Source organism: Rheinheimera sediminis, assembly GCF_004005375.1.
Classification (GTDB): Bacteria; Pseudomonadota; Gammaproteobacteria; order Enterobacterales; family Alteromonadaceae; genus Pararheinheimera.
On record NZ_RZUF01000030.1, the window covers coordinates 1 to 20,190 of the forward strand.

The 20,190-nt window shown below is 45.8% G+C and carries 17 protein-coding genes and 1 tRNA gene; 8 read left to right on the forward strand and 10 right to left on the reverse strand.

Annotated features, from left to right (window positions below; translation table 11 throughout):
* The 3 genes from EMM73_RS17295 to EMM73_RS20560 form a co-directional block, all read left to right on the forward strand.
* The coding region (locus EMM73_RS17295; RefSeq protein WP_145987568.1) for a helix-turn-helix domain-containing protein at positions 1 to 278 on the forward strand (278 nt) is incomplete at its 5' end.
* A complete protein-coding gene (locus tag EMM73_RS17300; protein ID WP_127688061.1) occupies positions 271 to 2,754 on the forward strand; it encodes a hypothetical protein in 2,484 nt (827 codons plus the stop codon). The genes EMM73_RS17295 and EMM73_RS17300, both read left to right, overlap by 8 nt.
* Before the next feature lie 314 nt (positions 2,755 to 3,068).
* Positions 3,069 to 3,338, forward strand: a complete 270-nt coding sequence (locus tag EMM73_RS20560; protein ID WP_127688062.1) for a recombinase family protein — start codon at positions 3,069 to 3,071, stop codon at positions 3,336 to 3,338.
* A gap of 249 nt (positions 3,339 to 3,587) precedes the next feature.
* Here the strand turns inward: EMM73_RS20560 and EMM73_RS17310 are convergent, their stop codons facing one another.
* From EMM73_RS17310 to rpsU, 6 genes are all read right to left on the reverse strand, one after another.
* A complete protein-coding gene (locus EMM73_RS17310; protein ID WP_127688063.1) occupies positions 3,588 to 3,926 on the reverse strand; it encodes a hypothetical protein in 339 nt (112 codons plus the stop codon).
* Positions 3,927 to 4,190: 264 nt separating this feature from the next.
* Positions 4,191 to 4,267 (reverse strand) — tRNA-Ile (locus EMM73_RS17315).
* Positions 4,268 to 4,487: 220 nt separating this feature from the next.
* Positions 4,488 to 6,338 carry an RNA polymerase sigma factor RpoD gene (gene rpoD / locus EMM73_RS17320; RefSeq protein WP_127688064.1) on the reverse strand — a complete coding sequence of 617 codons (1,851 nt, stop codon included), beginning with the start codon at positions 6,336 to 6,338 and terminating at the stop codon, positions 4,488 to 4,490.
* Positions 6,339 to 6,441: 103 nt separating this feature from the next.
* On the reverse strand, positions 6,442 to 8,166 hold the full coding sequence (gene dnaG, locus EMM73_RS17325) for a DNA primase (RefSeq protein ID WP_127688065.1): 1,725 nt from the start codon (positions 8,164 to 8,166) through the stop codon (positions 6,442 to 6,444).
* A gap of 202 nt (positions 8,167 to 8,368) precedes the next feature.
* Positions 8,369 to 8,812 (reverse strand): GatB/YqeY domain-containing protein, encoded by a 444-nt coding sequence (locus EMM73_RS17330; protein ID WP_127688066.1) that lies wholly within the window; start codon positions 8,810 to 8,812, stop codon positions 8,369 to 8,371.
* Between the two features lie 16 nt (positions 8,813 to 8,828).
* Positions 8,829 to 9,044, reverse strand: coding sequence for a 30S ribosomal protein S21 (gene rpsU, locus EMM73_RS17335; protein ID WP_008899776.1), 216 nt, complete (start codon positions 9,042 to 9,044; stop codon positions 8,829 to 8,831).
* Between the two features lie 169 nt (positions 9,045 to 9,213).
* Here rpsU and tsaD point away from each other — a divergent pair, with 169 nt between their 5' ends.
* Positions 9,214 to 10,227 (forward strand): tRNA (adenosine(37)-N6)-threonylcarbamoyltransferase complex transferase subunit TsaD, encoded by a 1,014-nt coding sequence (tsaD, locus tag EMM73_RS17340; RefSeq protein WP_127688067.1) that lies wholly within the window; start codon positions 9,214 to 9,216, stop codon positions 10,225 to 10,227.
* On the opposite strand, the gene plsY is transcribed toward tsaD, so the two are convergent.
* Entirely contained in the window at positions 10,228 to 10,851 is a 624-nt protein-coding gene (plsY, locus tag EMM73_RS17345; protein ID WP_127688068.1) for a glycerol-3-phosphate 1-O-acyltransferase PlsY, read from the reverse strand.
* Positions 10,852 to 10,988: 137 nt separating this feature from the next.
* On the opposite strand from plsY, the gene folB reads away from it, so the two are divergent.
* Both folB and folK read left to right on the forward strand, forming a co-directional pair.
* Positions 10,989 to 11,342: a dihydroneopterin aldolase gene (gene folB, locus EMM73_RS17350; RefSeq protein WP_127688069.1), complete on the forward strand. Its 354-nt coding sequence runs from the start codon at positions 10,989 to 10,991 to the stop codon at positions 11,340 to 11,342.
* Positions 11,342 to 11,851 (forward strand): 2-amino-4-hydroxy-6-hydroxymethyldihydropteridine diphosphokinase, encoded by a 510-nt coding sequence (gene folK, locus EMM73_RS17355; protein WP_127688070.1) that lies wholly within the window; start codon positions 11,342 to 11,344, stop codon positions 11,849 to 11,851. The genes folB and folK overlap by 1 nt, the downstream gene beginning before the upstream one ends.
* Here folK and EMM73_RS17360 read toward each other — a convergent pair.
* Positions 11,814 to 13,058 (reverse strand): multifunctional CCA addition/repair protein, encoded by a 1,245-nt coding sequence (locus EMM73_RS17360; RefSeq protein ID WP_127688071.1) that lies wholly within the window; start codon positions 13,056 to 13,058, stop codon positions 11,814 to 11,816. The genes folK and EMM73_RS17360 overlap by 38 nt on opposite strands.
* Before the next feature lie 113 nt (positions 13,059 to 13,171).
* Here EMM73_RS17360 and EMM73_RS17365 point away from each other — a divergent pair, with 113 nt between their 5' ends.
* Together EMM73_RS17365 and EMM73_RS17370 are read left to right on the forward strand one after the other, a co-directional pair.
* Positions 13,172 to 14,080 (forward strand): ExeA family protein, encoded by a 909-nt coding sequence (locus tag EMM73_RS17365; RefSeq protein WP_127688072.1) that lies wholly within the window; start codon positions 13,172 to 13,174, stop codon positions 14,078 to 14,080.
* 9 nt (positions 14,081 to 14,089) lie between these two features.
* On the forward strand, positions 14,090 to 14,917 hold the full coding sequence (locus tag EMM73_RS17370; RefSeq protein ID WP_127688073.1) for a general secretion pathway protein GspB: 828 nt from the start codon (positions 14,090 to 14,092) through the stop codon (positions 14,915 to 14,917).
* 2 nt (positions 14,918 to 14,919) lie between these two features.
* On the opposite strand, the gene EMM73_RS17375 is transcribed toward EMM73_RS17370, so the two are convergent.
* Positions 14,920 to 16,134: an HD-GYP domain-containing protein gene (locus EMM73_RS17375; protein WP_127688074.1), complete on the reverse strand. Its 1,215-nt coding sequence runs from the start codon at positions 16,132 to 16,134 to the stop codon at positions 14,920 to 14,922.
* A gap of 138 nt (positions 16,135 to 16,272) precedes the next feature.
* Positions 16,273 to 20,046: a bifunctional proline dehydrogenase/L-glutamate gamma-semialdehyde dehydrogenase PutA gene (gene putA, locus EMM73_RS17380; RefSeq protein WP_127688075.1), complete on the reverse strand. Its 3,774-nt coding sequence runs from the start codon at positions 20,044 to 20,046 to the stop codon at positions 16,273 to 16,275.
* Positions 20,047 to 20,190: the final 144 nt, after the last annotated feature.

The window sequence follows — 20,190 nt, forward strand, 5'->3', positions numbered from 1 at the left end:
TGTGGATCACTTTTAGACTGTTGTTGACAAAAGCGTTTAAATACATGTTTATGACAGGCTCTATTAACCGCTACGAAGCTGATCGGCTTGGTATTTGCCACCTTGCCGCACGTGTACAGGACTTAGAACAAAAAGGGTTTAGATACCGTTATCAGGACGAAAATGGCGTTGCTGATTTTCACGGCATAACGCACGACAAGATCCGGCGCTATTTTATCGACTGGCAGAATATGTCAGCAGAAACAAGGGCTTACTTTGTGGGGTGGATTTATGACTAATCGCACAAAACAAAGCCCCGCAACCGGACAAGTTAACGAGGCATTTGATACAACAATCGAACACGAGTTTAGCAGTACAAAACTTAACCTGTCCAGAACTGTGACAGGGGGAGTACGCAATACCCAATTACAACCGTTTGACCTAACACTATCTGAACTGATCGCCATGTTCCAGCCACAGAATGTCAAAGCGGGGCCTAAAGACGGCCCTTACTTTGTCCGGGGCCATAGCGAAGGAAACAGAAGCGATAAGGCTATGCTTCAGGCTAAACACCTGCTGATCATTATCGATGGTGATAGTTCAGTCACGGAAGACGGTGAAATTATAGAAGGTGCGCCCGATCCTAAGTTGACGCATGAAGCTATGAAACAGGCTGGTATTGAACACCTGATTTACACCAGCCACAGTCACCACAAGCACGGCCAAAGTTTTAACAAATGGCGTTTATTAGTGCCTAGTGATGCCACAGCGCAGACATTAGAAAGCGGTGTTGATGCCATTTTAGACATATTGCATTTATCCGGGGTGAAAGTAGCGCCCGTATGTGAAAACAATAGCCTGTCACAGCCTTGGTTTTTCCCAAGGGTTGAAGCTGGCCGGGCTGAGGGTTATTACAGCGCAAGCTTTGAAACAGGCAAGCCGTTTACAGTGCCTGAAGCAATGCCAGAGCCTACAACAGCACCAGCCATTACAAAGCCTAAGCAAAGAGGTGAAAGTGTTGTACAGGCTTACTGTGATCGTTATCCGTTGAGCCAGCAAGTTGAGACAATGGGATTTAAACGAATCAGGGAAAACCGCTATCTGCCGCCAGAAAGTAAAAGTGGTGTTGCTGGTGCTAAGGTACTAATCGGGGAGCGAGACGGACGCGAACGGCTATACATTCACAACACAAGTCACAAACAGCACGGTAGAGGCTTAGATTCCTTTGATCTGTACTGTGAGCAAGAACACAATGGCGACTTTAAAGCCGCTGTAAAGGCCGCTGCTGAGTTGTTAGGGCTTGCTGGTACTGATGATGCCTTTGCACTGTTTATTGATGCTGAAGATCAAACAGAAGCGGTAAAACCAGAGCCGTTGCCCGTAGATGTATCTGGATTACGTATTGAAACACCGCCGGGGTTAGCTGGTGCTATATGCGAGTATTTGAACCGAACCGCAAAACGCCCTATACCGCTAATTTATCCTATTGTTGCTTTGCAAATGCTGTCACTAGCCGCAGGCAACCGCAAAGGGTTAGACAGTATTAAACTTAACCTGTTAACACTGGCTATTGCGCCCAGTGCCGCAGGCAAAGAGCACGGCCAAAGCTGGTTAGCTGAAACAGCAGCACAGTTAAAGTTAGGTCGGCATGTTGTAGGTGGAATTTCTTCTGATGTGGATATGATCCGCAATCTTATAGAAGGTGATGGGCGCTGCTGTTATCGGATTGATGAAATTCAGGGCATGTTTAAAGCAATTAATAGCAAAAATGCGAGTACCTATGAAAGCAAGATAGGTGACTTAATTTTGACGCTCGCAACTTCAAAAGTTTACCTGTTTGCGGGCAATCATCGCCGCCAGTTTTTTAAAGAAATAGATCATGATATTGACCAGCTAAAAAAGAAAATTACCAAAGCCGAAGAAGGGCAAAAGCCTGAAGCTGAAGAAGTGCCAGACCTTGAAAAACTGAACCGGGCTTTGCGTTGGTTATTCAAAAAGCGCGACTTTATAGAAAATGGCTGGCCTGATCCTGTGGTCTCAATAATGGGCCATTCTACCCCCGGCGGCCTTGATAGTCTGATCACTGAGGAAAACATAGGTAGTGGGTTAATAGGCCGCTGTCTGGTTATTAGGTGCGCTGAAGAAAGGGAAAAGCTACAACAGGTAAAGGAAACGCCTTTTTTCGGTGATGTGGATATTCTTAACCGTTTGCACCTTATCAACAATGGCAGCCTGCAACCATTAAAAGTAAACCCCAAAGCCCGGCAAATGTTGGACGAGATCCAAAGCTACTATGATCAAGACCAGCGATTGAACGCGCCTGTAATGGGGGCAATTTATGCGCGGGTAATGGAGCAAGTTAACAAAGTAGCAAGCCTGCTGGCGCTGGAAGTTGGAGAAGTACAGTCAGAGCACGTTAGTTATGCCTTTGCTTTGGTTGCCCGTTGTATTGATGACGTTGGTTATTTACTGCAAAAGGACGCAGCACAAAAGGCTAATGCAACTATTGCTGATATTGCCTTGCACACCAGAGCAGAAGTGAAGCGCAGACTTAAAACAAAAACTGAAGGTATTGCACCCAGCACCTTAAAGCAGGCTGTCTTAAAATGCTTTGCAAAGTTAAAGCAGATAACTGACCAGCACAACAAGAGCCCGCAAACTAAGGACAAAACCGACCTATACGAGCAAATTATTAAGCGTATGGAAGAAGTCGGGGATATTGAGCTAAAACAGTCTGGCAAAACGAAGCGTTACGTTTTAACAGGGGGCCTATAAATGGCCCTTCTGTTTAGCTGGCCGGGCTTTTGTTTTATCTGCTTTATACCTTCTTTATACCATTGGAGGTATAAGGCAAAGCCCTTTATTTACAAGGCTTAGAGAGAACTTTATACCTTTATACCATTATTTCTATGTTTTGATTTATTTTGATTCTTTACCAGTTCCCATACTTTTAAAACAGAATATCTATATTTATGGGGATTTTCGGTATAAAGGTATAAAGCAGCCTACACACCAAGCCCGGCAAGGCTTTTACCTTATACCCGCCAAAGTATAACGAACCGATAAAGGTTTAATGTTAGGGTAAGAGCATGACCAGAGAGCAGCAACTTCAGCACCGCCAGCAAGTTTTAACAGTGGTTCACTTGTTTATAGCTGGTAAGTGGACTCCCCCCAGTTACAAAGCCACTACCGCTTTACTGAACAAACAAAACATTAGCACCAGCAGGGGCAATCATTGGACAGAAAAAAGGCTGTTCAGATTCCTGCAAAACGCTGGTTATTCTGGGCTGTGGGGGTTATCAAAAGAAACACGTAAGCCAAAAGTGAAGCCAGCTTGTAGGCTGACTACCCCTATATAACCCTGATAATTGCCCTAAGGTTACACTAAGGGTTTAGTAAGGTTACAGTAAGGATTAGCCTTACCTAGATCGCCTAAGGGTAATTAAAGACCAGTACGCGAACGCAGCAAAAGGGTATTTTCTTACCCCCTAAAAAGGGTAAGTTTCCCGTCTATAAAAAGGGAATTTTTGATAGCTTTAAAAAGCTAACGAATAAGGGGAGAGAGCCCCAAAGAGTAAATTTTCTGACTATGAAAAGTCATACTTTGATTAGCCAAATTTATGAGGAGGATAAGCGTCCCAGCTATCGAAAAGCTCAAACTTAGTTTTTTTATCATTCGCAAAATCGCAACGGTAAACTTTATTACTCCAAGCTCCAAATCCATTTTGAAACTTCGCTTTGCCAAAAATCACTGTATCTACAGAATTACGCTTTAAAACTTCAGTATTTACAATTTCAGCCGTGTATTTTGCTTCAGCCTGAACAGCATCATGGCAAATACTTATGGCTCCATCGTTATCGTTTCTAGTCATGAGAAGCAGAAAGGCCATAAATACACAGAAGCTAAAAATAGCCATGAAAAAAATTATAAAAACTGACTGACGCATAATAGTCCTTTATCATTTTCAGTATTGCGTTAACAAGCAAGGGTAGAATATTTTTAAATAGATGTCTTCAACTAATCTTTAGCACTGAAAAAAAACAGCAGGGCAAGACTTATCAAAGTTAAAAATAGAAATTGTATTTTTTTGATGTGTTACGTGAAGGCAGTAGGAAATATCAATTTTTTTACTAATTCCGATCCGCCACCGATCCGCAGCACAGAAAAATTCAGAATGTTAGTAGGTGTTAACTATGGAAGTCTTCAAAAATGGTGGCCCCACCTGGACTTGAACCAGGGACCTGCCGATTATGAGTCGGATGCTCTAACCAACTGAGCTATAGGGCCATTTGAGAAGCGTCTTTAGGTTTTACTATTGCAAGCCTGAAGAGCGCAGGCAGTATAAGAAGTTTTTCTGCTGTTGTCACCGCTTGATAACACAGAGTTTGTATCGATTGCTTGTTTTTTATCCGCTTCAATGAAAAAGACACCCGAAGGTGCCTTTTTTATGTCCATAGATGGACGGTAGGTCGCAAATGCAGGAGCACATTTGCGACGAAAAACAAATCTACTCGTCGAGGAAGCTTTTCAATACTTCTGAACGGGAAGGGTGGCGCAGTTTACGCAGCGCTTTGGCTTCGATTTGACGGATACGTTCCCGTGTTACGTCAAACTGTTTGCCCACTTCTTCCAATGTATGGTCAGTATTCATATCGATGCCAAAACGCATACGCAGAACTTTTGCTTCACGGGCTGTTAAACCAGCCAACACTTCGTTAGTGGCTGCTTTTAAGCTTTCCATGGTGGCTGAATCCAGTGGCGACTCTGAAGAGCTGTCTTCAATAAAATCGCCCAGATGCGAATCTTCATCATCACCTATTGGTGTTTCCATGGAGATTGGCTCTTTAGCTATTTTCAGTACTTTACGGATCTTGTCTTCCGGCATGCCCATACGTTCGGACAATTCTTCAGGAGACGGCTCACGACCCATTTCCTGCAACATCTGACGTGAAATACGGTTCAGTTTGTTGATGGTTTCAATCATATGCACAGGGATCCGGATAGTCCGGGCCTGATCAGCGATAGAACGGGTAATAGCCTGACGGATCCACCATGTAGCGTAAGTTGAAAACTTATAACCACGACGGTATTCGAACTTGTCGACAGCCTTCATCAAACCGATGTTACCTTCCTGAATTAAATCAAGGAATTGTAATCCACGGTTGGTGTATTTTTTCGCGATAGAAATAACCAGACGTAAGTTCGCCTCAACCATTTCTTTTTTCGCACGACGGGCCTTGGCTTCACCAATCGACATGCGACGGTTGATGTCTTTAATTTTAAAGATCGAAAGACCAGTCTCTTCTTCAATTTTTTTCAGCTTCTCAACGCTGCGATACAAATCCTCACGCATCTCACCCAGCTTGGCTGAATAAGGTTTACCTGCGGCAATTTCGGCGTCTATCCAAGCCGTTGAGTTTTCGTTGCCACTGAAAGCCTTCATAAAGTTTTTCTTTGGCATTTTTGCGTACTCAACGCAGTTCTTCATCACAATACGTTCCTGGACGCGCACGCGGTCCATCATTTCACGCATGTTTTTGACCAGACGGTCGAACTGTTTTGGTACTAAGCGGAAGCAACGGAACACTTCGCTCAGTTTTTCAATTTCTTCTTTGGTGGTTGGGTGCTCGCGACCATTTTTGACAATAGAAGCTCGCGTCACTTCGTACTGAGTGCGCAACTCACCAAACTTCTCGCGGGCCATTTCCGGATCCGGACCTGTATCCGCTTCTTCGTCAGAATCTTCAGACTCTTCGTCATCACCTGATATATCAGCATCTTCATCGGCCAGTTCTTCTTCTGGCACATCAGAACCAATATGAGTGGCTGTTGGCGGTAAGTCGTCGGCTTCGTTAGGGTCGATAAAAGCGGTGACAATGTCACTTAAGCGGATTTCTTCAGCTTCGAATTTATCCCACTGTTCTAACAGGTAGGTGATGGCTTCAGGGTATTCAGCCACAGAGGTCTGAACCTGATTTATACCATCTTCAATCCGTTTGGCGATGTCGATTTCGCCCTCACGGGTTAACAGCTCTACAGTGCCCATTTCACGCATATACATGCGGACTGGATCTGTAGTGCGACCTAACTCTTTATCCACACTGACTAAAGCCTGAGCGGCTTCTTCTGCGGCGTCTTCATCCGGCGCAGCGTCAGACATGATCAGGTCATCGGCATCTGGTGCTGTTTCAAACACCTGAATACCCATGTCATTGATCATACGGATAATGTCTTCGATCTGATCGGAGTCAATAATATCTTGTGGAAGATGATCATTCACTTCAGCAAAGGTCAAATAACCTTGCTCTTTACCCTTTAAGATCAGGAGTTTTAGTTGCGACTGAGGATTATGCTCCATAGAGGCTGTTCTTCCACCCAAATAGTTAGTTCAAAAATGCGAATTAGCGATTATAACAAAGCGCGGCTTTTCTAGCCACCGCACAATGACGGCTTACTCACGGTTATTTGCTTTTAAAAGCTTTTAACAGCAACACAAATTCGTGTTTTTCCGCCGTGGTTAGTTGCTGCAACGTATCTTTGCGTTGCAATTCTTCCAGGCGTTGCCCCAGATACTGATCTTCAATAGACCTGAAGGTATCCAGGAATTCCTTAGTTAACTGTTCTTCTGCGACCTGATGATCCCACAAAGCCAGCTTCACCACTATGTTGTATTCAGGCGTATCTCGCCAATGTTCCAGCAATTGCGCTGTAGTCAATTCTGGCTGGGCTAGTAAGGTATTTTGTACTGTCAGTAATAACTGAATACCTGGTAAATTCGCTTCTGCCAACTCCGGAGCCAGTGGCATTACTTTAGCCAGAGCTGGGTATTGCAGTAATAGTGCAATAGCACGGCGCATCGGCGTAATTTTTGTCGCTGCAGGCGCTTTACTCTGTACTTTGTTCTGGCCTCTGGCTGTCGTATTTTGCTGCGACGATTTACCTACCAGCGATCCCAGGGTTTCAAACAAGGCATCGCGATAAAATTCACTTGGAATTTGTTTAATCAGCTCGTTACCTTTAACCCATAAGGCGGACTTGCCAGCATCGCTGTTTAAATCTAGCTCCTTGGCCAGATGGTCAAATAAATACTGACCTAAAGGCATGGCCTGTTCCAGACGCTTTAAAAAGGTCTCTTTACCTTCTTTTTGTACTAGCGAATCAGGGTCTTCGCCGTCCGGTAAAAATACAAAATTCAGTTCAACGCCGTCTTTCAAATGCGGTAAAGCGCTTTGTAAGGCACGCCATGCGGCGTCGCGGCCCGCTCTGTCGCCGTCGTAACAGCAAGTCACAGTGCTGGTCAGGCGGAATAACGTATGCATATGATCTGGGGTCGTAGCGGTGCCTAAACAAGCCACTGCGAAAGATATTCCTTGCTCGGCTAAGCCCACCACGTCCATATAACCTTCAACAATCAGCACACGACTCAGTCTGTCCTGACTTTGTCTGGCTTCATATAAGCCATAAAGTTCACGGCCTTTATGGAAAAGTCGGGTCTCAGGTGAGTTTAGATACTTTGGTGTACCTTCACCTATCACCCTGCCGCCAAAACCTATCACTCTGCCGCGTTTATCCCGAATGGGAAACATCAGCCGGTCACGGAAAAAATCGTATTCACGGCCCTGATCATTGCGGCTGATCAGTTTAATTTCAAACAGCTGATCGCGCGCTGAACGTGAAGCGCCTAACTGCTTTAACACAAAATCCCAGCTGTCAGGTGCGTAGCCTATGCTGTATTTTGTTGCTGTGGCTTCTGAAATACCACGTTTTTGCAAATAAGTGGCAGCATGAACCTGTTGCTTCAGCTGTTGCTGATACAAATCTGCCGCTTTTTGCATCTGGCTGTAATCGTCGGCCTGAGCCTGCGGATACTGCTTACCACTGCCTTGTTCGCGTGGTATCTCTAAATGATGCTGCTTCGCCAGTTCTTCAATGGCTTCTACAAATTCAAGCTGTTCATACGCCATCATAAAACTAATGGCATTGCCGTGAGCGCCACAACCAAAGCAATGATAAAACTGTTTGTCGCTACTTACGGTAAAAGAAGGGGATTTTTCGTTATGGAAAGGGCAACACGCCTGGTAATTCTTACCGGCCTTTTTTAACGGAACTCTATGATCGATCAGTTCCACTATATCTGTACGAGCTAACAAATCGTCGATAAAGTGTCTGGGGATTTGTCCTGCCACCTTTTTCCTCATCTACTGATATATACCCAAGCAACTTGACGTTGCAGGGAGGCGACAAGCTCGTGAGACCCAGGAGCATAGATACACTATGTGACCGGGGCGAATGAGCGCAGTCAACAAAGCTGCAGCTGCAAGTACGACGGGTATACAGAAAAAGACAAGCCGTGCTAAGGGCACGGCGTGCAGTAGTTCAGCTAGAAGCTTAACTCAAACGAGCTTTAATAACCTGACTTAAAACGGCCATATCGGTACGGCCTTGAACCTGTGGTTTTAAGTGGGCCATGACTTTCGCCATATCCTGCATCCCAGAGGCTGCAACAGCAGTAATAGCGTGTTGCACTAAATCATCCAGCTCAGCCTGAGATAAGGCTTGTGGCAAAAACTGTTCTACGATTACGATTTCTGCTAATTCAATATCAGCTAAATCTTGCCGACCTGCTGCACTGTATTGACTGGCAGATTCTTTCCGCTGTTTCACCATTTTGGTCAACACAGGAAGAATATTGGTGTCATCAGGCACCATCTGCGAGTCAATTTGACGTTGTTTGATTTCAGCTAAAGCTAGACGAATAGTGCCGAGACGCAACTTGTCTTTGGCACGCATTGCGTCTTTTTGAGCTTCTTGCAGCTGTTCTAACAATGCCATAGGTCAGGCAATAATCTTAGTAAAGCTTGATGCGACGAGCGTTTTCGCGAGAAAGCTTTTTCATGTGACGCTTAACAGCGGCAGCTTTCTTACGCTTACGAACCCAAGTTGGCTTCTCGAAAAACTCTTTAGAGCGTACATCAGCTAATACGCCAGCTTTTTCACAAGAGCGCTTGAAACGACGTAAAGCTACGTCAAATGGTTCGTTTTCTTTTACTTTAACAACAGGCATTAAATTCTCACCTCGGTCAACTCTGGTTAGTGTCTAACCAATACGATTAAAAATGGTGCGGCATTTTACTCAAAAGCCAGCCCCAATGTAAAGCAATAAGTGTTGTACTGGTGATGATGCTCAGATCCCAGTACAATTCGCCGCGTAGCATATAGGTAAGGGGAGTAAAATGCGAGTACTTGGCATAGAAACATCGTGTGATGAAACAGGCATCGCTGTGTACGATGAAGAGCGGGGTCTGCTAAGTCATGTGTTATACAGCCAGATCCCTTTGCATGCAGATTATGGTGGGGTAGTGCCTGAACTGGCCTCACGTGACCATATCCGTAAAACATTACCTTTAATTCAACAAGCATTGAAAGAAGCGGGTTGCGAGGCATCCGACATAGACGGTGTGGCTTACACTGCTGGCCCTGGTTTAGCTGGTGCTTTGTTAGTGGGAGCTTCAATAGGCCGAAGTTTAGCCTTCGCCTGGGGCAAACCAGCCCTTGCAGTGCATCATATGGAAGGCCATTTGCTGGCGCCTATGCTGGAAGAAAACCCGCCGGAGTTTCCTTTTATTGCTTTGTTAGTCTCTGGTGGACATACCCAGTTAGTTCGGGTGGACGGCATAGGCCAGTATCAGTTATTAGGCGAATCTGTCGATGATGCTGCGGGCGAAGCTTTTGATAAAACAGCCAAATTAATGGGGTTGGAGTATCCGGGCGGACCTTTGCTTGCCAAATTAGCCACACAAGGCCAAGCCGATAAATATGCCTTTCCACGTCCTATGACTGACAGACCAGGCTTAAATTTCAGTTTCAGCGGCTTAAAAACCGCTGCTGCTAATGTGATTGCAGCCGAAGGCAAAAGCCCTGAAGTGCAGGCAGATATAGCCGCTTCATTTCAGCAAGCTGTAGTCGATACCCTGGTGTTAAAGTGTCGTCGTGCCTTAAAAGAGCAGCGCTTAAAACGTTTAGTGGTGGCAGGTGGTGTTAGTGCCAATACGTCGTTGCGTGAACAGCTGGAAGTTTTACTGAAAAGCTTAAAAGGCGAAGTCTATTACCCACGCAAAGAATTCTGCACCGATAACGGTGCTATGATTGCTTTTGCTGGCTTTCAGCGTTTAAGAGCAGGGCAGCAGCAAGATTTAACTATAGGTGTTACACCGCGCTGGCCTATGGAGCAGTTACCTGCCCTTTAATTATTCCTGTTCAGGATTCTCTGGTTTGGTTTTGCGGTTTTTATGCCAAACCTTAGTTTCCTGATGGTTCCACAGCCGGATGATATTGTCTTTGTGACGGATAATAATCAAAAGGCTCAGCATAGACACAGGGATCGTATACAAAGGTTTGATAAACCAAGTGAAAATGGGAGCCAGGCTTACAGTAACAATAGCTGCCAGTGATGAGTAACCCGTAGCGCCTATCAGCATCATCCAGGTGGAAATTAATAAACCCGCTAAATCTAAGCCTATCGGCATCATGCTACCAAAGGCTGTAGCCACAGCTTTTCCGCCTTTAAAACCAAAAAAGACTGGGAATATATGCCCCAGGCAAGCGCAAACTGCAATCATGCCCAGATAAAAGGCTTCTACGCCTAAAAAATAAGAACCCCAGACCGGAATGGTTCCTTTGAGTACATCAAATACCAACACCATTGAGGCTGGAACAGCGCCGCCCAGCCGTAATACGTTGGTTGCGCCCGGATTACCAGAACCATGAGTGCGCGGATCGGGCAGCCTGAAAATACGGCTGACCAGAATGGCAGACGAAATTGAGCCGCTCAAATAAGCTACGAGCATCAATATCGCTATGGTAAGGGTCATGGATTAAGGTTCCTCAGTCCAGCAAAGTAAGATAAAATCGGCTTCTATTGAATAAGGTGCTCAGAGTATAGGCTTTTTTAATCTTTGCCTATCCGACCAGCCTACCTGAAACAAGTCTTTAACAAAAGCGGAAATCTATGACAGATATAGTTTTTATCAGGCAATTCAAGGTTCAGACAGTGATAGGTGTATATGACTGGGAAAAAGCTATACAGCAAACACTGGAGTTTGATTTAGAACTGGCCACTGATATTCGCCAAGCTGCGGCAACGGACGATCTGCAATATACGTTGGATTATAGCGCTGTTTGTGACGCTATTGTTGAGCTTTGTCAGCAACCTCACGAATTGATTGAAACAGTGGCTGAAAAAGTTGCAGCTATGGTGCTGGATAAATTTCCGACTACAGCGGTGAAAGTGACAATAGCTAAGCCTGCCGCAGTTCCTGCTGCGGCCAGTGTGGGTGTGTCTATTTCGCGTGGCACTTGGTAATGGCGCTGATTTATATCAGTATTGGCAGCAATATAGAGCGCGATTTGCATATCAGTGCTGCTTATCTGGAGCTGTCTGCATTATTTGGTGAAATTCGTTGCTCTGCAGTGTACGAAAGTGAAGCTGTAGGTTTTGACGGTGATACCTTTTACAACCTGGTGGCTGAAGCAACGACTGATTTATCTGTAGCTGACTGTGTTGCTGCTTTTAAGGCGATAGAGCAAAAATATGGTCGTCCTGCCAAATCACCTAAGTTTTGTGGCAAACGGCTGGATCTGGATTTATTGACCTATGAGCAACTGGTGTGCAAAACGCCTGTCGAATTACCACGCGATGAAATAAGCAAAAATGCCTTTGTGTTGTTGCCTTTATCCGAACTGGCACCAGAACAAATTCATCCGCTGACAGGTTTTAGCTATCAGCAGATGTGGCGAGATTACAAGGCAAACCAAAAGCTGTGGCCCATAGAGTTTAACTGGCCTGATGTTGCTCCTGCCAGTACCCTTTAGCGGCGCTGATAGCTTCAAGCCGTGCTTTAGCAACTTCCAGTTTAATAGCTTCACCTTTTAAACCCAAAGCCACAATAGACTTCACATCAATAGCACGAGCTGCTGATGCGAGCTGACGTAAATACTCGGCTTGCGGGTAAGCAGCCTGTTCAAAGCCGGTCCGACCGCGTAAATCGGCTATGGCGCACTGCAGCAACAAATCCAGGCGCTCCGGTTTACGCCATACATCTATACCATCAAAGAGTTTTTGCACTGTCAAAGGACGAAGCTCAAAAGCTTTGTGCAGCAATTGATGATATTCACAGGCCAATAACGCTAAATCACGACAGTCGTTGGGCACCCGAATACGGCTGCAAAGCTCCTGCACTAAAGGCAAACCGCTGTGCTCATGACCATGATGTTTGGGCCATAAAGCCGGGTCTGTGATGCCTTTGCCCAGATCGTGGCAAAGTGCGGCAAAACGCACATCCAGCCGCTCAGACAATAAAGCAGCTTGCTTGAGCACTAACATGCAGTGGACGCCTGTGTCTATTTCCGGATGCCATTTTTCTGGGTTTGGCACTCCCCACAGCTGATCCAGTTCAGGCATTAATACTTTTAAGGCACCACAGCTGTGCAGTAACTCAAAATAAGCTTGTGGGTCTTGTTCTGTTAAAGCGCGAGCTGTTTCCTGCCAAACCCGCTCTGCGGTTAAATGCTGCAGCTCACCACTGTTGCTCAGTTCAGTCATTAACTGCAAAGTTTCAGCTGCAACAGTAAAACCTTTATGGAAGTAACGGGCATAAAAACGGGCAACTCTTAATACCCGCAGTGGGTCTTCACTAAAAGCAGGGGAGACATGACGCAGAATTTTTGCCTTGATATCCGCCACTCCCCCATAAGGGTCGTGCATTTGGCCTGATTCATCTTTGGCTATGGCATTGATGGTTAAATCACGACGCTGTAAGTCCTGCTCTAAGCTAACGTCTTGTGCGAAATAACAGGCAAAGCCTGTGTAGCCTTGGCCTTGCTTGCGCTCTGTGCGAGCTAAAGCATATTCCTGCTTGGTTTTGGGATGTAAAAATACCGGGAAATCTTTACCCACAGCCTGATAACCCAAAGCCAGTAATTGTTCAGGTGTAGCGCCGACCACTAGCCAGTCCTGGTCCAATGCCGGGTAGCCTAACAACTCGTCGCGAACAGCTCCGCCCACTAGATAAATTTTCAATGTATTCCCTCTCCAACTACAAGATAAGTTTTCAAAGCTTTCCTACCTACCTATTTTTTGCCATTATAACGCCTTGCTTACGATTGTCGCCCAAACTCAGCATCAGGAAGCTTATGTACACCGGATTTTTCGGTTTAACCAGTCAGCCTTTTTCTATAGCGCCTAACCCTGACTTTTTATTTTTAAGTCCTCGTCATGCCGAAGCACTAGCGCATTTACGTTATGGTTTAGGTGAAGCTGGTGGTTTTGTCTTGTTAACAGGTGAAGTGGGAACGGGCAAAACCACAGTATCCCGTTGTTTATTGCAGGAACTGACCGATAAAACCGAAGTAGCTTTTATCTTAAACCCAACTCTAAATGAGCTGGAGCTGCTGGCCGCTATTTGTGATCAGCTAAAAATTCGCTACAAAAAATCTGATGCCAGCTTAAAAATGCTGACGGATAAAATTACCAACCGCCTGATGAAAAATCATCAGGGGGGTAAAAATACCATTTTAATCATTGACGAAGCCCAGCATTTACAGCCTGCTGTGCTGGAGCAACTGCGCTTGTTGACCAATTTGGAAACTAATACGAAGAAGCTATTGCAGGTCATTTTAATAGGTCAGCCTGAATTGCAGCAGTTGTTGCAGCGCCAGGATTTAAGGCAGTTGGCACAACGAATTACTGCCCGTTATCACTTAATGCCTTTAACCGAACAAGAGGTGCAGCAGTATATTAGTTACCGTTTACAGGTGGCGGGTTGCACTAGGCCTGTATTTACGGCTTCCGCGGTAAAAAAATTATTTTTGTTATCAGGTGGTATTCCTCGTCTACTCAATTTAATCTGCGACCGCGCTATGTTGGGGGGCTATAGTCAGCAAAAGGCATTGATAGATGCGGGTCTGGTTAGTCAGGCGGCTTCTGAGGTGCTGGCAATAAAACCTCAGCCTGTAAAAGCGGCCTGGCCTGTCTGGTTATGGCCTCTGTTAACGCTGGTAGCCTTAGGTATAGGCGCAGGGCTGTCAGCATTCATTTGGTAGGAACCCATCATGTCATTGTTAATGGATGCGTTAAAGCAACAGCAGCAAGTACCGGTGACCGCAGTCAATACTGCGTCAGGTCATGGCTGGCGTATTGTCGCTTTAACATTATTAGTGGTTTTAGGTTTGTTATTGGGCTTTTTTATTGGCCAGTATCAATTCGTGAAAGAACAGCCTGTCTCTGAAGTGATGGTTGCCCCTGTTCAGGCTACACCTGTTATTGCCAATGCGGCTGATATTGCCATGGAACTGCAGCTGGCGGCTGATTTATTAAAACCAACAGAGCCTGTGCAACTGGAAGAAGTGCCGGAAGATGATATGCAATTAGTTGTATCAGCCAAACGCGGTGAAAAAGTGTTAGGTCGCGCCTTGGAGAATGACAGTGAAGAGGATTTTATCGATTTTGAACAAATGCAGGAAGCAGATGCAGAGGCAGAGTTGACACCTGTTGAGGAATTATTACCTGCAGCAGAGATTGAACAATCCGATGTATCTGCTGAATTGCGTGGTAAATTTGAGTCAGCTTTAGCCGCTGCTGATGGTTCGCAACTGCGAAAACAACAAATTAACTTTCACGATGCTCCAGCGCAAGATATTAATCAGTTGGATACCTTATTGCAGCGCCAAATACCTTCGCTGCGTTTTGAAGCTCATGTTTACGCCACAGACCCAAAACAACGTTGGATTAAGGTGAATGGCAAAGACTTACAACAAGGCCAGTGGGTCACTGCAGATATTCAGGTGAAAGAAATTTTGCCGCAATACGTGGTATTGCAGCTTAATCAGACAACCTTCAGTGTGGAAGCATTAGCAGATTGGAGTTTCGGTTCTAGATGACCTCACTCTAGAATGGATTGGCGGAAAAAACGAGGCATATCAATGCCATAATCTTCTGGCATTACTGGTCCTTCGATCTCAATATCTACTTTGCTACTGGCCAGGTCAATGATAGAAATATCTATATATCGCTTGAATTTACAATTATAAAAGACTTTTAGCACAGGACGCAGTGGGTCCTGTGCATTGGCTTTGATCACTACGGCAAGTTTTTCATTGCTTAGTTTCACCAGGCTACCCACAGGGTGTATACCTATGGCTTTAATAAACTGAGCTACGAGTACTGGATCAAAACTCTGTGGAGATTCGCGCTTTAGGATCTTCAGTGCAGCAATACCGGTTTGGCCTTCTTTGTAACAACGATGTGCAGTAATAGCATCGTAAGTGTCTACAATAGAAATCATCCGGCCGTATACAGAGATATGTTGCTCGGTCAAGCCAAGCGGATAACCTTTGCCATCCAGTCGTTCATGATGCACTGCAGCAACTTCAACACTGATCGGGCTTAATCCTGGCGTTTTTTCCAGAATCTCCCTGCTATACACCACGTGACTGCGCATCTCGGTGAACTCTTCAGCTGTCAGTTTGCCGGGTTTATTCAATATGCTATCTGGAATCAGTATTTTACCTATATCGTGTAACAGAGCCCCTGTGGCGAGTTGTTGGATCAGGTCTTCATCAAACTGCATTTGTTTGGCAAAAATGGTCATCAGAATAGATACATTAACCGAATGCTCCAACAAATAAGCATCTTTTTCCCGAATACGGCTGATACAAAGCAGGGCATCCTGATTGCGAAATACCGAGTCAATAAAACCTGTAGCACAATCCTGAAATTGTTGCAGATTAAGCTCACGGCCTGCCTCAATATCGGAAAAGGCTTTCTTCTGCAAACCTTTTGCATGTTGGTACAATATATTCGCTTGCCTGAGCTCTTGCTCAAAGCTGACTTTTTCACGTATTTTGCCCCCGGCAACTGCGGGTTTCGGCTCAGATGGTGGCACAACTTCCGCTTTGGGTTCTGTCAGAGTTTTACTTAAATCCACCACCAACTCTAACACGCCTTTGATCTTCAGTTGCTCTATGACGGCTACAGTTCTGGCCCAGCCCTGAGTTTTAATTTCCAGGTTGCCTTTTTGCTTATGCACTGACACCACATACATGCCTGGTTGCAATTCGTGAATAGCAATAATTTTTAGCTGAGCTGGATCTGTCATGGGCGACTCTGTATAAATTGCCGTCTTGCGGAAATCTACCGATAAGTGAAAATACGATAAAAATGATAGCTTATTTCGAAGTTAAAAAAAAGCCCGCAGCAAAGCGGGCTTCAAATTTAATTAGATTTCTATGAAATACTAAGTTAAGTCGTCTGTCATTGTCATCAAAGACGCGTTACCACCAGCAGCAGTCGTATTGATAGTGACGGTTTTTTCTGTCACTAAACGGTGCAGCAACTGATGATCCGCAGGGCTGGTGACTAAAGCACTGATAGCGCCATCACGGGCCGCCATCCACTGCGCTGATAAGGCTTTCAGCGGGTTGGTGCCTTCAATCACAGCTGTCGCCAGAGCTGGATGAGCTAACACTGCTTTTAAGGCTGGCAGCTTGACCCAATGGAACAGGTTGGCTGGTAGACCGGCTTGCAGTAACAACTTACGGCAGGTATCCATTTCTGCATACTGAGCCTCACCTGCAGTACTGACTACTGCATTACCAGAGACCAGAGCCGTGATTAACGCCAGCATCCAGTGTTGGAAGCTGCTGTGTTCGCTACGAATAAGCGCCACTACACCTTTGGCTTCCAGATGCAATTGGTTCGATTCACCTGTAGGTCCTGGCAGAGTGATAGGCTGAGCCAGCTCTTTTTCGATAAACTGCAGCTGTTCACGGGCCGCTGTGATCACCTCGTTTAAGTCGTGTTCTTGCTCTGATACCAGCTTGTTACCAGCCAGCTGAGCGATGAAACGACGTAATACAGAACCCCGATTCGTCACGTTTTGATTCAGCCATGCCACCTGAGCCACAGCCATTTGTTGCAGTTGAGTATTGAGCTGAGCATCAAAACCGCTGGCCGCTTCCAACTGCTGTTGTACAGCTGTATCCAAAGCAGGAGCTTGTAATTCATGTTCTTTCACCAGACGGCTTAAGTAGAACGGGCCACCGGCTTTAGGGCCAGTACCAGATAAACCACGACCACCAAATGGCTGCACGCCGACCACAGCACCAATCATATTGCGGTTAATATAAATATTACCTGCTTTGATTTCGCTGGCTACTTTCATAGTGGTTTGCGCAATACGGCTATGGATCCCCATAGTCAGGCCATAACCTGTGGCATTAATTTGCTGAATGACTTTATCCAGCTCTTCGGCTTTAAAGCGGATGATATGCACTACAGGGCCAAATACTTCACGTTCCAGCAGATTCAGGCTGCTGATTTCATATAAGCGTGGTGCGAAGAAGTAGTGATCGCCTGCAGCTGGTGCATCACAGACATAATGCAAGGTGGCTTTGCCTTCCAGATATTGCACATGCTGGTTTAAACGTTCTAACGCTTTGCTGTCAATCACAGGACCTAAGTCAGTGCTTAACCAGGCCGGATCGCCGACATGCAGCTCTTTCATCGCGCCTTTGATCATGGTGATGATCTTATCTGCCACATCTTCTTGCAGGAATAGCACACGAAGGGCTGAACAACGTTGACCAGCGCTTTGGTAACCGGAAGAAATCACATCGTCCACCACTTGCTCAGGCAGAGCGGTAGAGTCAACAATCATGCAGTTCTGACCACCGGTTTCGGCTATTAGTGGTACTGGCTCGCCACCACGTTCGGCCAGTTTACGGGCAATCCAGGCTCCTGTTTCTGTTGAACCTGTAAACATCACCGCCTGAATACGGCTGTCCGGTACTACATGTTCACCAACCTCTCGGCCAGGAGCTATCACCAGCTGCACCACATTGTCCGGGAAACCTGCGGCTTTCATCAGCTCCAGACTACGCACAGCAATTAAGCTGGTTTGTTCTGCAGGCTTAGCTACTACTGTATTGCCGGCCACTAAAGCGGCGCTGACCTGACCTAAGAAAATAGCTAATGGGAAGTTCCACGGGCTGATACAAAGCACGACACCACGAGCTTGGGATTTTTGCAGATTCTTGGTCGCTTCAGTGGCGTAATAACGGCAGAAATCCACAGCTTCACGCACTTCGGCCATGCTATCGCCCACTGTTTTACCTGCTTCTTTAATACATAAAGCCAGTAATTCGTCGCGGTGTAATTCCAGCTGATCCGCCAGTTTATTTAAAAGCGCAGCGCGTTCAGTTACAGCAGTCGCTGACCAGGCTGGGAATGCAGCTTCAGCGTTAGTTACCGTCTGTTCCATCTGAGCACTGTTGCTGTGATGATGGAAACCTATCACTTCTTTGGTGTTGGCCGGGTTCGTCACAGCAACAGCACCTGCTGGTACTTCAATCTGGCTGACAGACGCGAGCCATGTATCCATAGCTTCGCGCATAGCCGTCACTTGATCGACATCGGTAAAGTCCTGACCTTTAGAGTTCAGGCGGGCCGAACCGTACAGCTGATCTGGTAACGGAATAGAGTTATTACGTTTTTTGCTCCAGGCACGTACTGTTTCTACCGGATCTTTTAATAAAGACTCGACCGGAATATTTTCATCCACAATGTTGTTTACGAAGGAGCTGTTAGCACCGTTTTCTAATAAACGACGCACCAAATAAGCCAGCAGGTCAGAGTGTTCACCAACAGGGGCATAAATACGACAAGGAACTTTGTCATCCGCCACCACCTGGTCGAACAATGCATCGCCCATACCATGTAAACGCTGGAACTCATACCCAGTGCGATCCGGTGCCATTTCTAAAATAGTGGCAACTGTGTAAGCGTTGTGAGTAGCGAACATAGGGTAAATGCTATCGCGGTATTCCAGCATCTTTTTGGCGCACGCCTGATAAGACACATCGGTCGATGGCTTACGGCTGAACACCGGGAAGTCGCTTAAACCTTCGGTCTGGCTGACTTTTACTTCCGTATCCCAGTACGCGCCTTTGACCAGACGCACCATCATTTTACGGCCGACTTTTACTGTCAGCTCGCGCAGCCATTCAATGACGAACAAACCACGTTTGGAGTAGGCCTGAACTGCTAAACCAAAACCTTCCCAGCCGTTTAATTCAGGATCTGAGAATACAGCTTCGATAATATCCAAAGACAAATCTAAACGGTCGGCTTCTTCAGCATCGACAGTAAAGCTGATGTCATAAGCTTTGGCAGCAACAGCCAGTTGCTTTAAGCGTGGCACTAATTCATTGATCACACGGTCACGATGGGTAAATTCGTAGCGTGGGTGAATGGCCGACAATTTCACTGAAATACCAGGGCTTTTTAATGGGCCTCGTTTTTTCGCTGCGGTGCCTATGACTTTAATTGCCATCATGTAGCTGTCGAAATAACGGTTGGCGTCGTCCATAGTACGGGCGCCTTCACCCAGCATATCGTACGAATAAGTAAAACCTTTGCTTTCCAGCTCTACGGCACGTTCTACCGCTTTTTCAATGCTGGTGCCCATCACAAACTGGGTGCCCATAATTTGCATGGCATAACGCACGGCCTGACGGATCACTGGCTCGCCCATACGACCACAAGTGCGTTTTAATAAACCAAACTGAGCTTTTTTCTGGTCGTCGCTGTAATTCACCAGCTTGCCGGTTAGCAATAAACCCCAGGCCGAAATATTTACAAATATAGATTCGCTATTGCCTAAATGCGAGCTCCAATCGCCGTTGGATAACTTGTCGCGGATCAGCAAGTCAGCCGTATGTTTGTCTGGCACCCGCAACAAGGCTTCAGCTAAACACATCAGCACTAAACCTTCTTCGGTCGACAACGAAAACTCGTTCAGCAATGCGTCTACACCACCTTTACCCACCTGAGCTTCACGGATATTCACCACCAACTGGCGGGCTTTTTCCCAGGCACGGCTGCGCGCCGCAGGGCCAATATCAGCAATAGGCAATAAGTTGTTAAGTACCTGATCTTCATCAGCGCGGTAATGGTCGCGCATGGTTTGACGAATAGCGTGACTAGTGGTCAGTTGGCCTTGGAATAACATAGGGTTTTAATCCAGTGAATTGAAAAAAATTATGCTGCATTTTAGTGAAAGCGCAGCCCTATTTGGTGGTTTCTTTTTTAAACTAACCTTATATAATTCGGTTTATAAATCATAAAACCAGAAAAAATACTGCCATGACTCAAA

What these genes read in the sequence shown, in the direction of transcription:
- tsaD (WP_127688067.1), top strand. Translation starts at nt 9,214, where the DNA reads ATGCGAGTACTTGGCATAGAAACATCGTGTGATGAAACAGGCATCGCT.
- rpsU (WP_008899776.1), bottom strand. Translation starts at nt 9,044, where the DNA reads ATGCCTGTTGTTAAAGTAAAAGAAAACGAACCATTTGACGTAGCTTTA.
- folB (WP_127688069.1), top strand. Translation starts at nt 10,989, where the DNA reads ATGACAGATATAGTTTTTATCAGGCAATTCAAGGTTCAGACAGTGATA.
- EMM73_RS17375 (WP_127688074.1), bottom strand. Translation starts at nt 16,134, where the DNA reads ATGACAGATCCAGCTCAGCTAAAAATTATTGCTATTCACGAATTGCAA.
- EMM73_RS17300 (WP_127688061.1), top strand. Translation starts at nt 271, where the DNA reads ATGACTAATCGCACAAAACAAAGCCCCGCAACCGGACAAGTTAACGAG.
- EMM73_RS17310 (WP_127688063.1), bottom strand. Translation starts at nt 3,926, where the DNA reads ATGCGTCAGTCAGTTTTTATAATTTTTTTCATGGCTATTTTTAGCTTC.
- EMM73_RS17365 (WP_127688072.1), top strand. Translation starts at nt 13,172, where the DNA reads ATGTACACCGGATTTTTCGGTTTAACCAGTCAGCCTTTTTCTATAGCG.
- EMM73_RS17370 (WP_127688073.1), top strand. Translation starts at nt 14,090, where the DNA reads ATGTCATTGTTAATGGATGCGTTAAAGCAACAGCAGCAAGTACCGGTG.
- rpoD (WP_127688064.1), bottom strand. Translation starts at nt 6,338, where the DNA reads ATGGAGCATAATCCTCAGTCGCAACTAAAACTCCTGATCTTAAAGGGT.
- folK (WP_127688070.1), top strand. Translation starts at nt 11,342, where the DNA reads ATGGCGCTGATTTATATCAGTATTGGCAGCAATATAGAGCGCGATTTG.
- putA (WP_127688075.1), bottom strand. Translation starts at nt 20,046, where the DNA reads ATGTTATTCCAAGGCCAACTGACCACTAGTCACGCTATTCGTCAAACC.
- EMM73_RS17330 (WP_127688066.1), bottom strand. Translation starts at nt 8,812, where the DNA reads ATGGCATTGTTAGAACAGCTGCAAGAAGCTCAAAAAGACGCAATGCGT.
- plsY (WP_127688068.1), bottom strand. Translation starts at nt 10,851, where the DNA reads ATGACCCTTACCATAGCGATATTGATGCTCGTAGCTTATTTGAGCGGC.
- EMM73_RS20560 (WP_127688062.1), top strand. Translation starts at nt 3,069, where the DNA reads ATGACCAGAGAGCAGCAACTTCAGCACCGCCAGCAAGTTTTAACAGTG.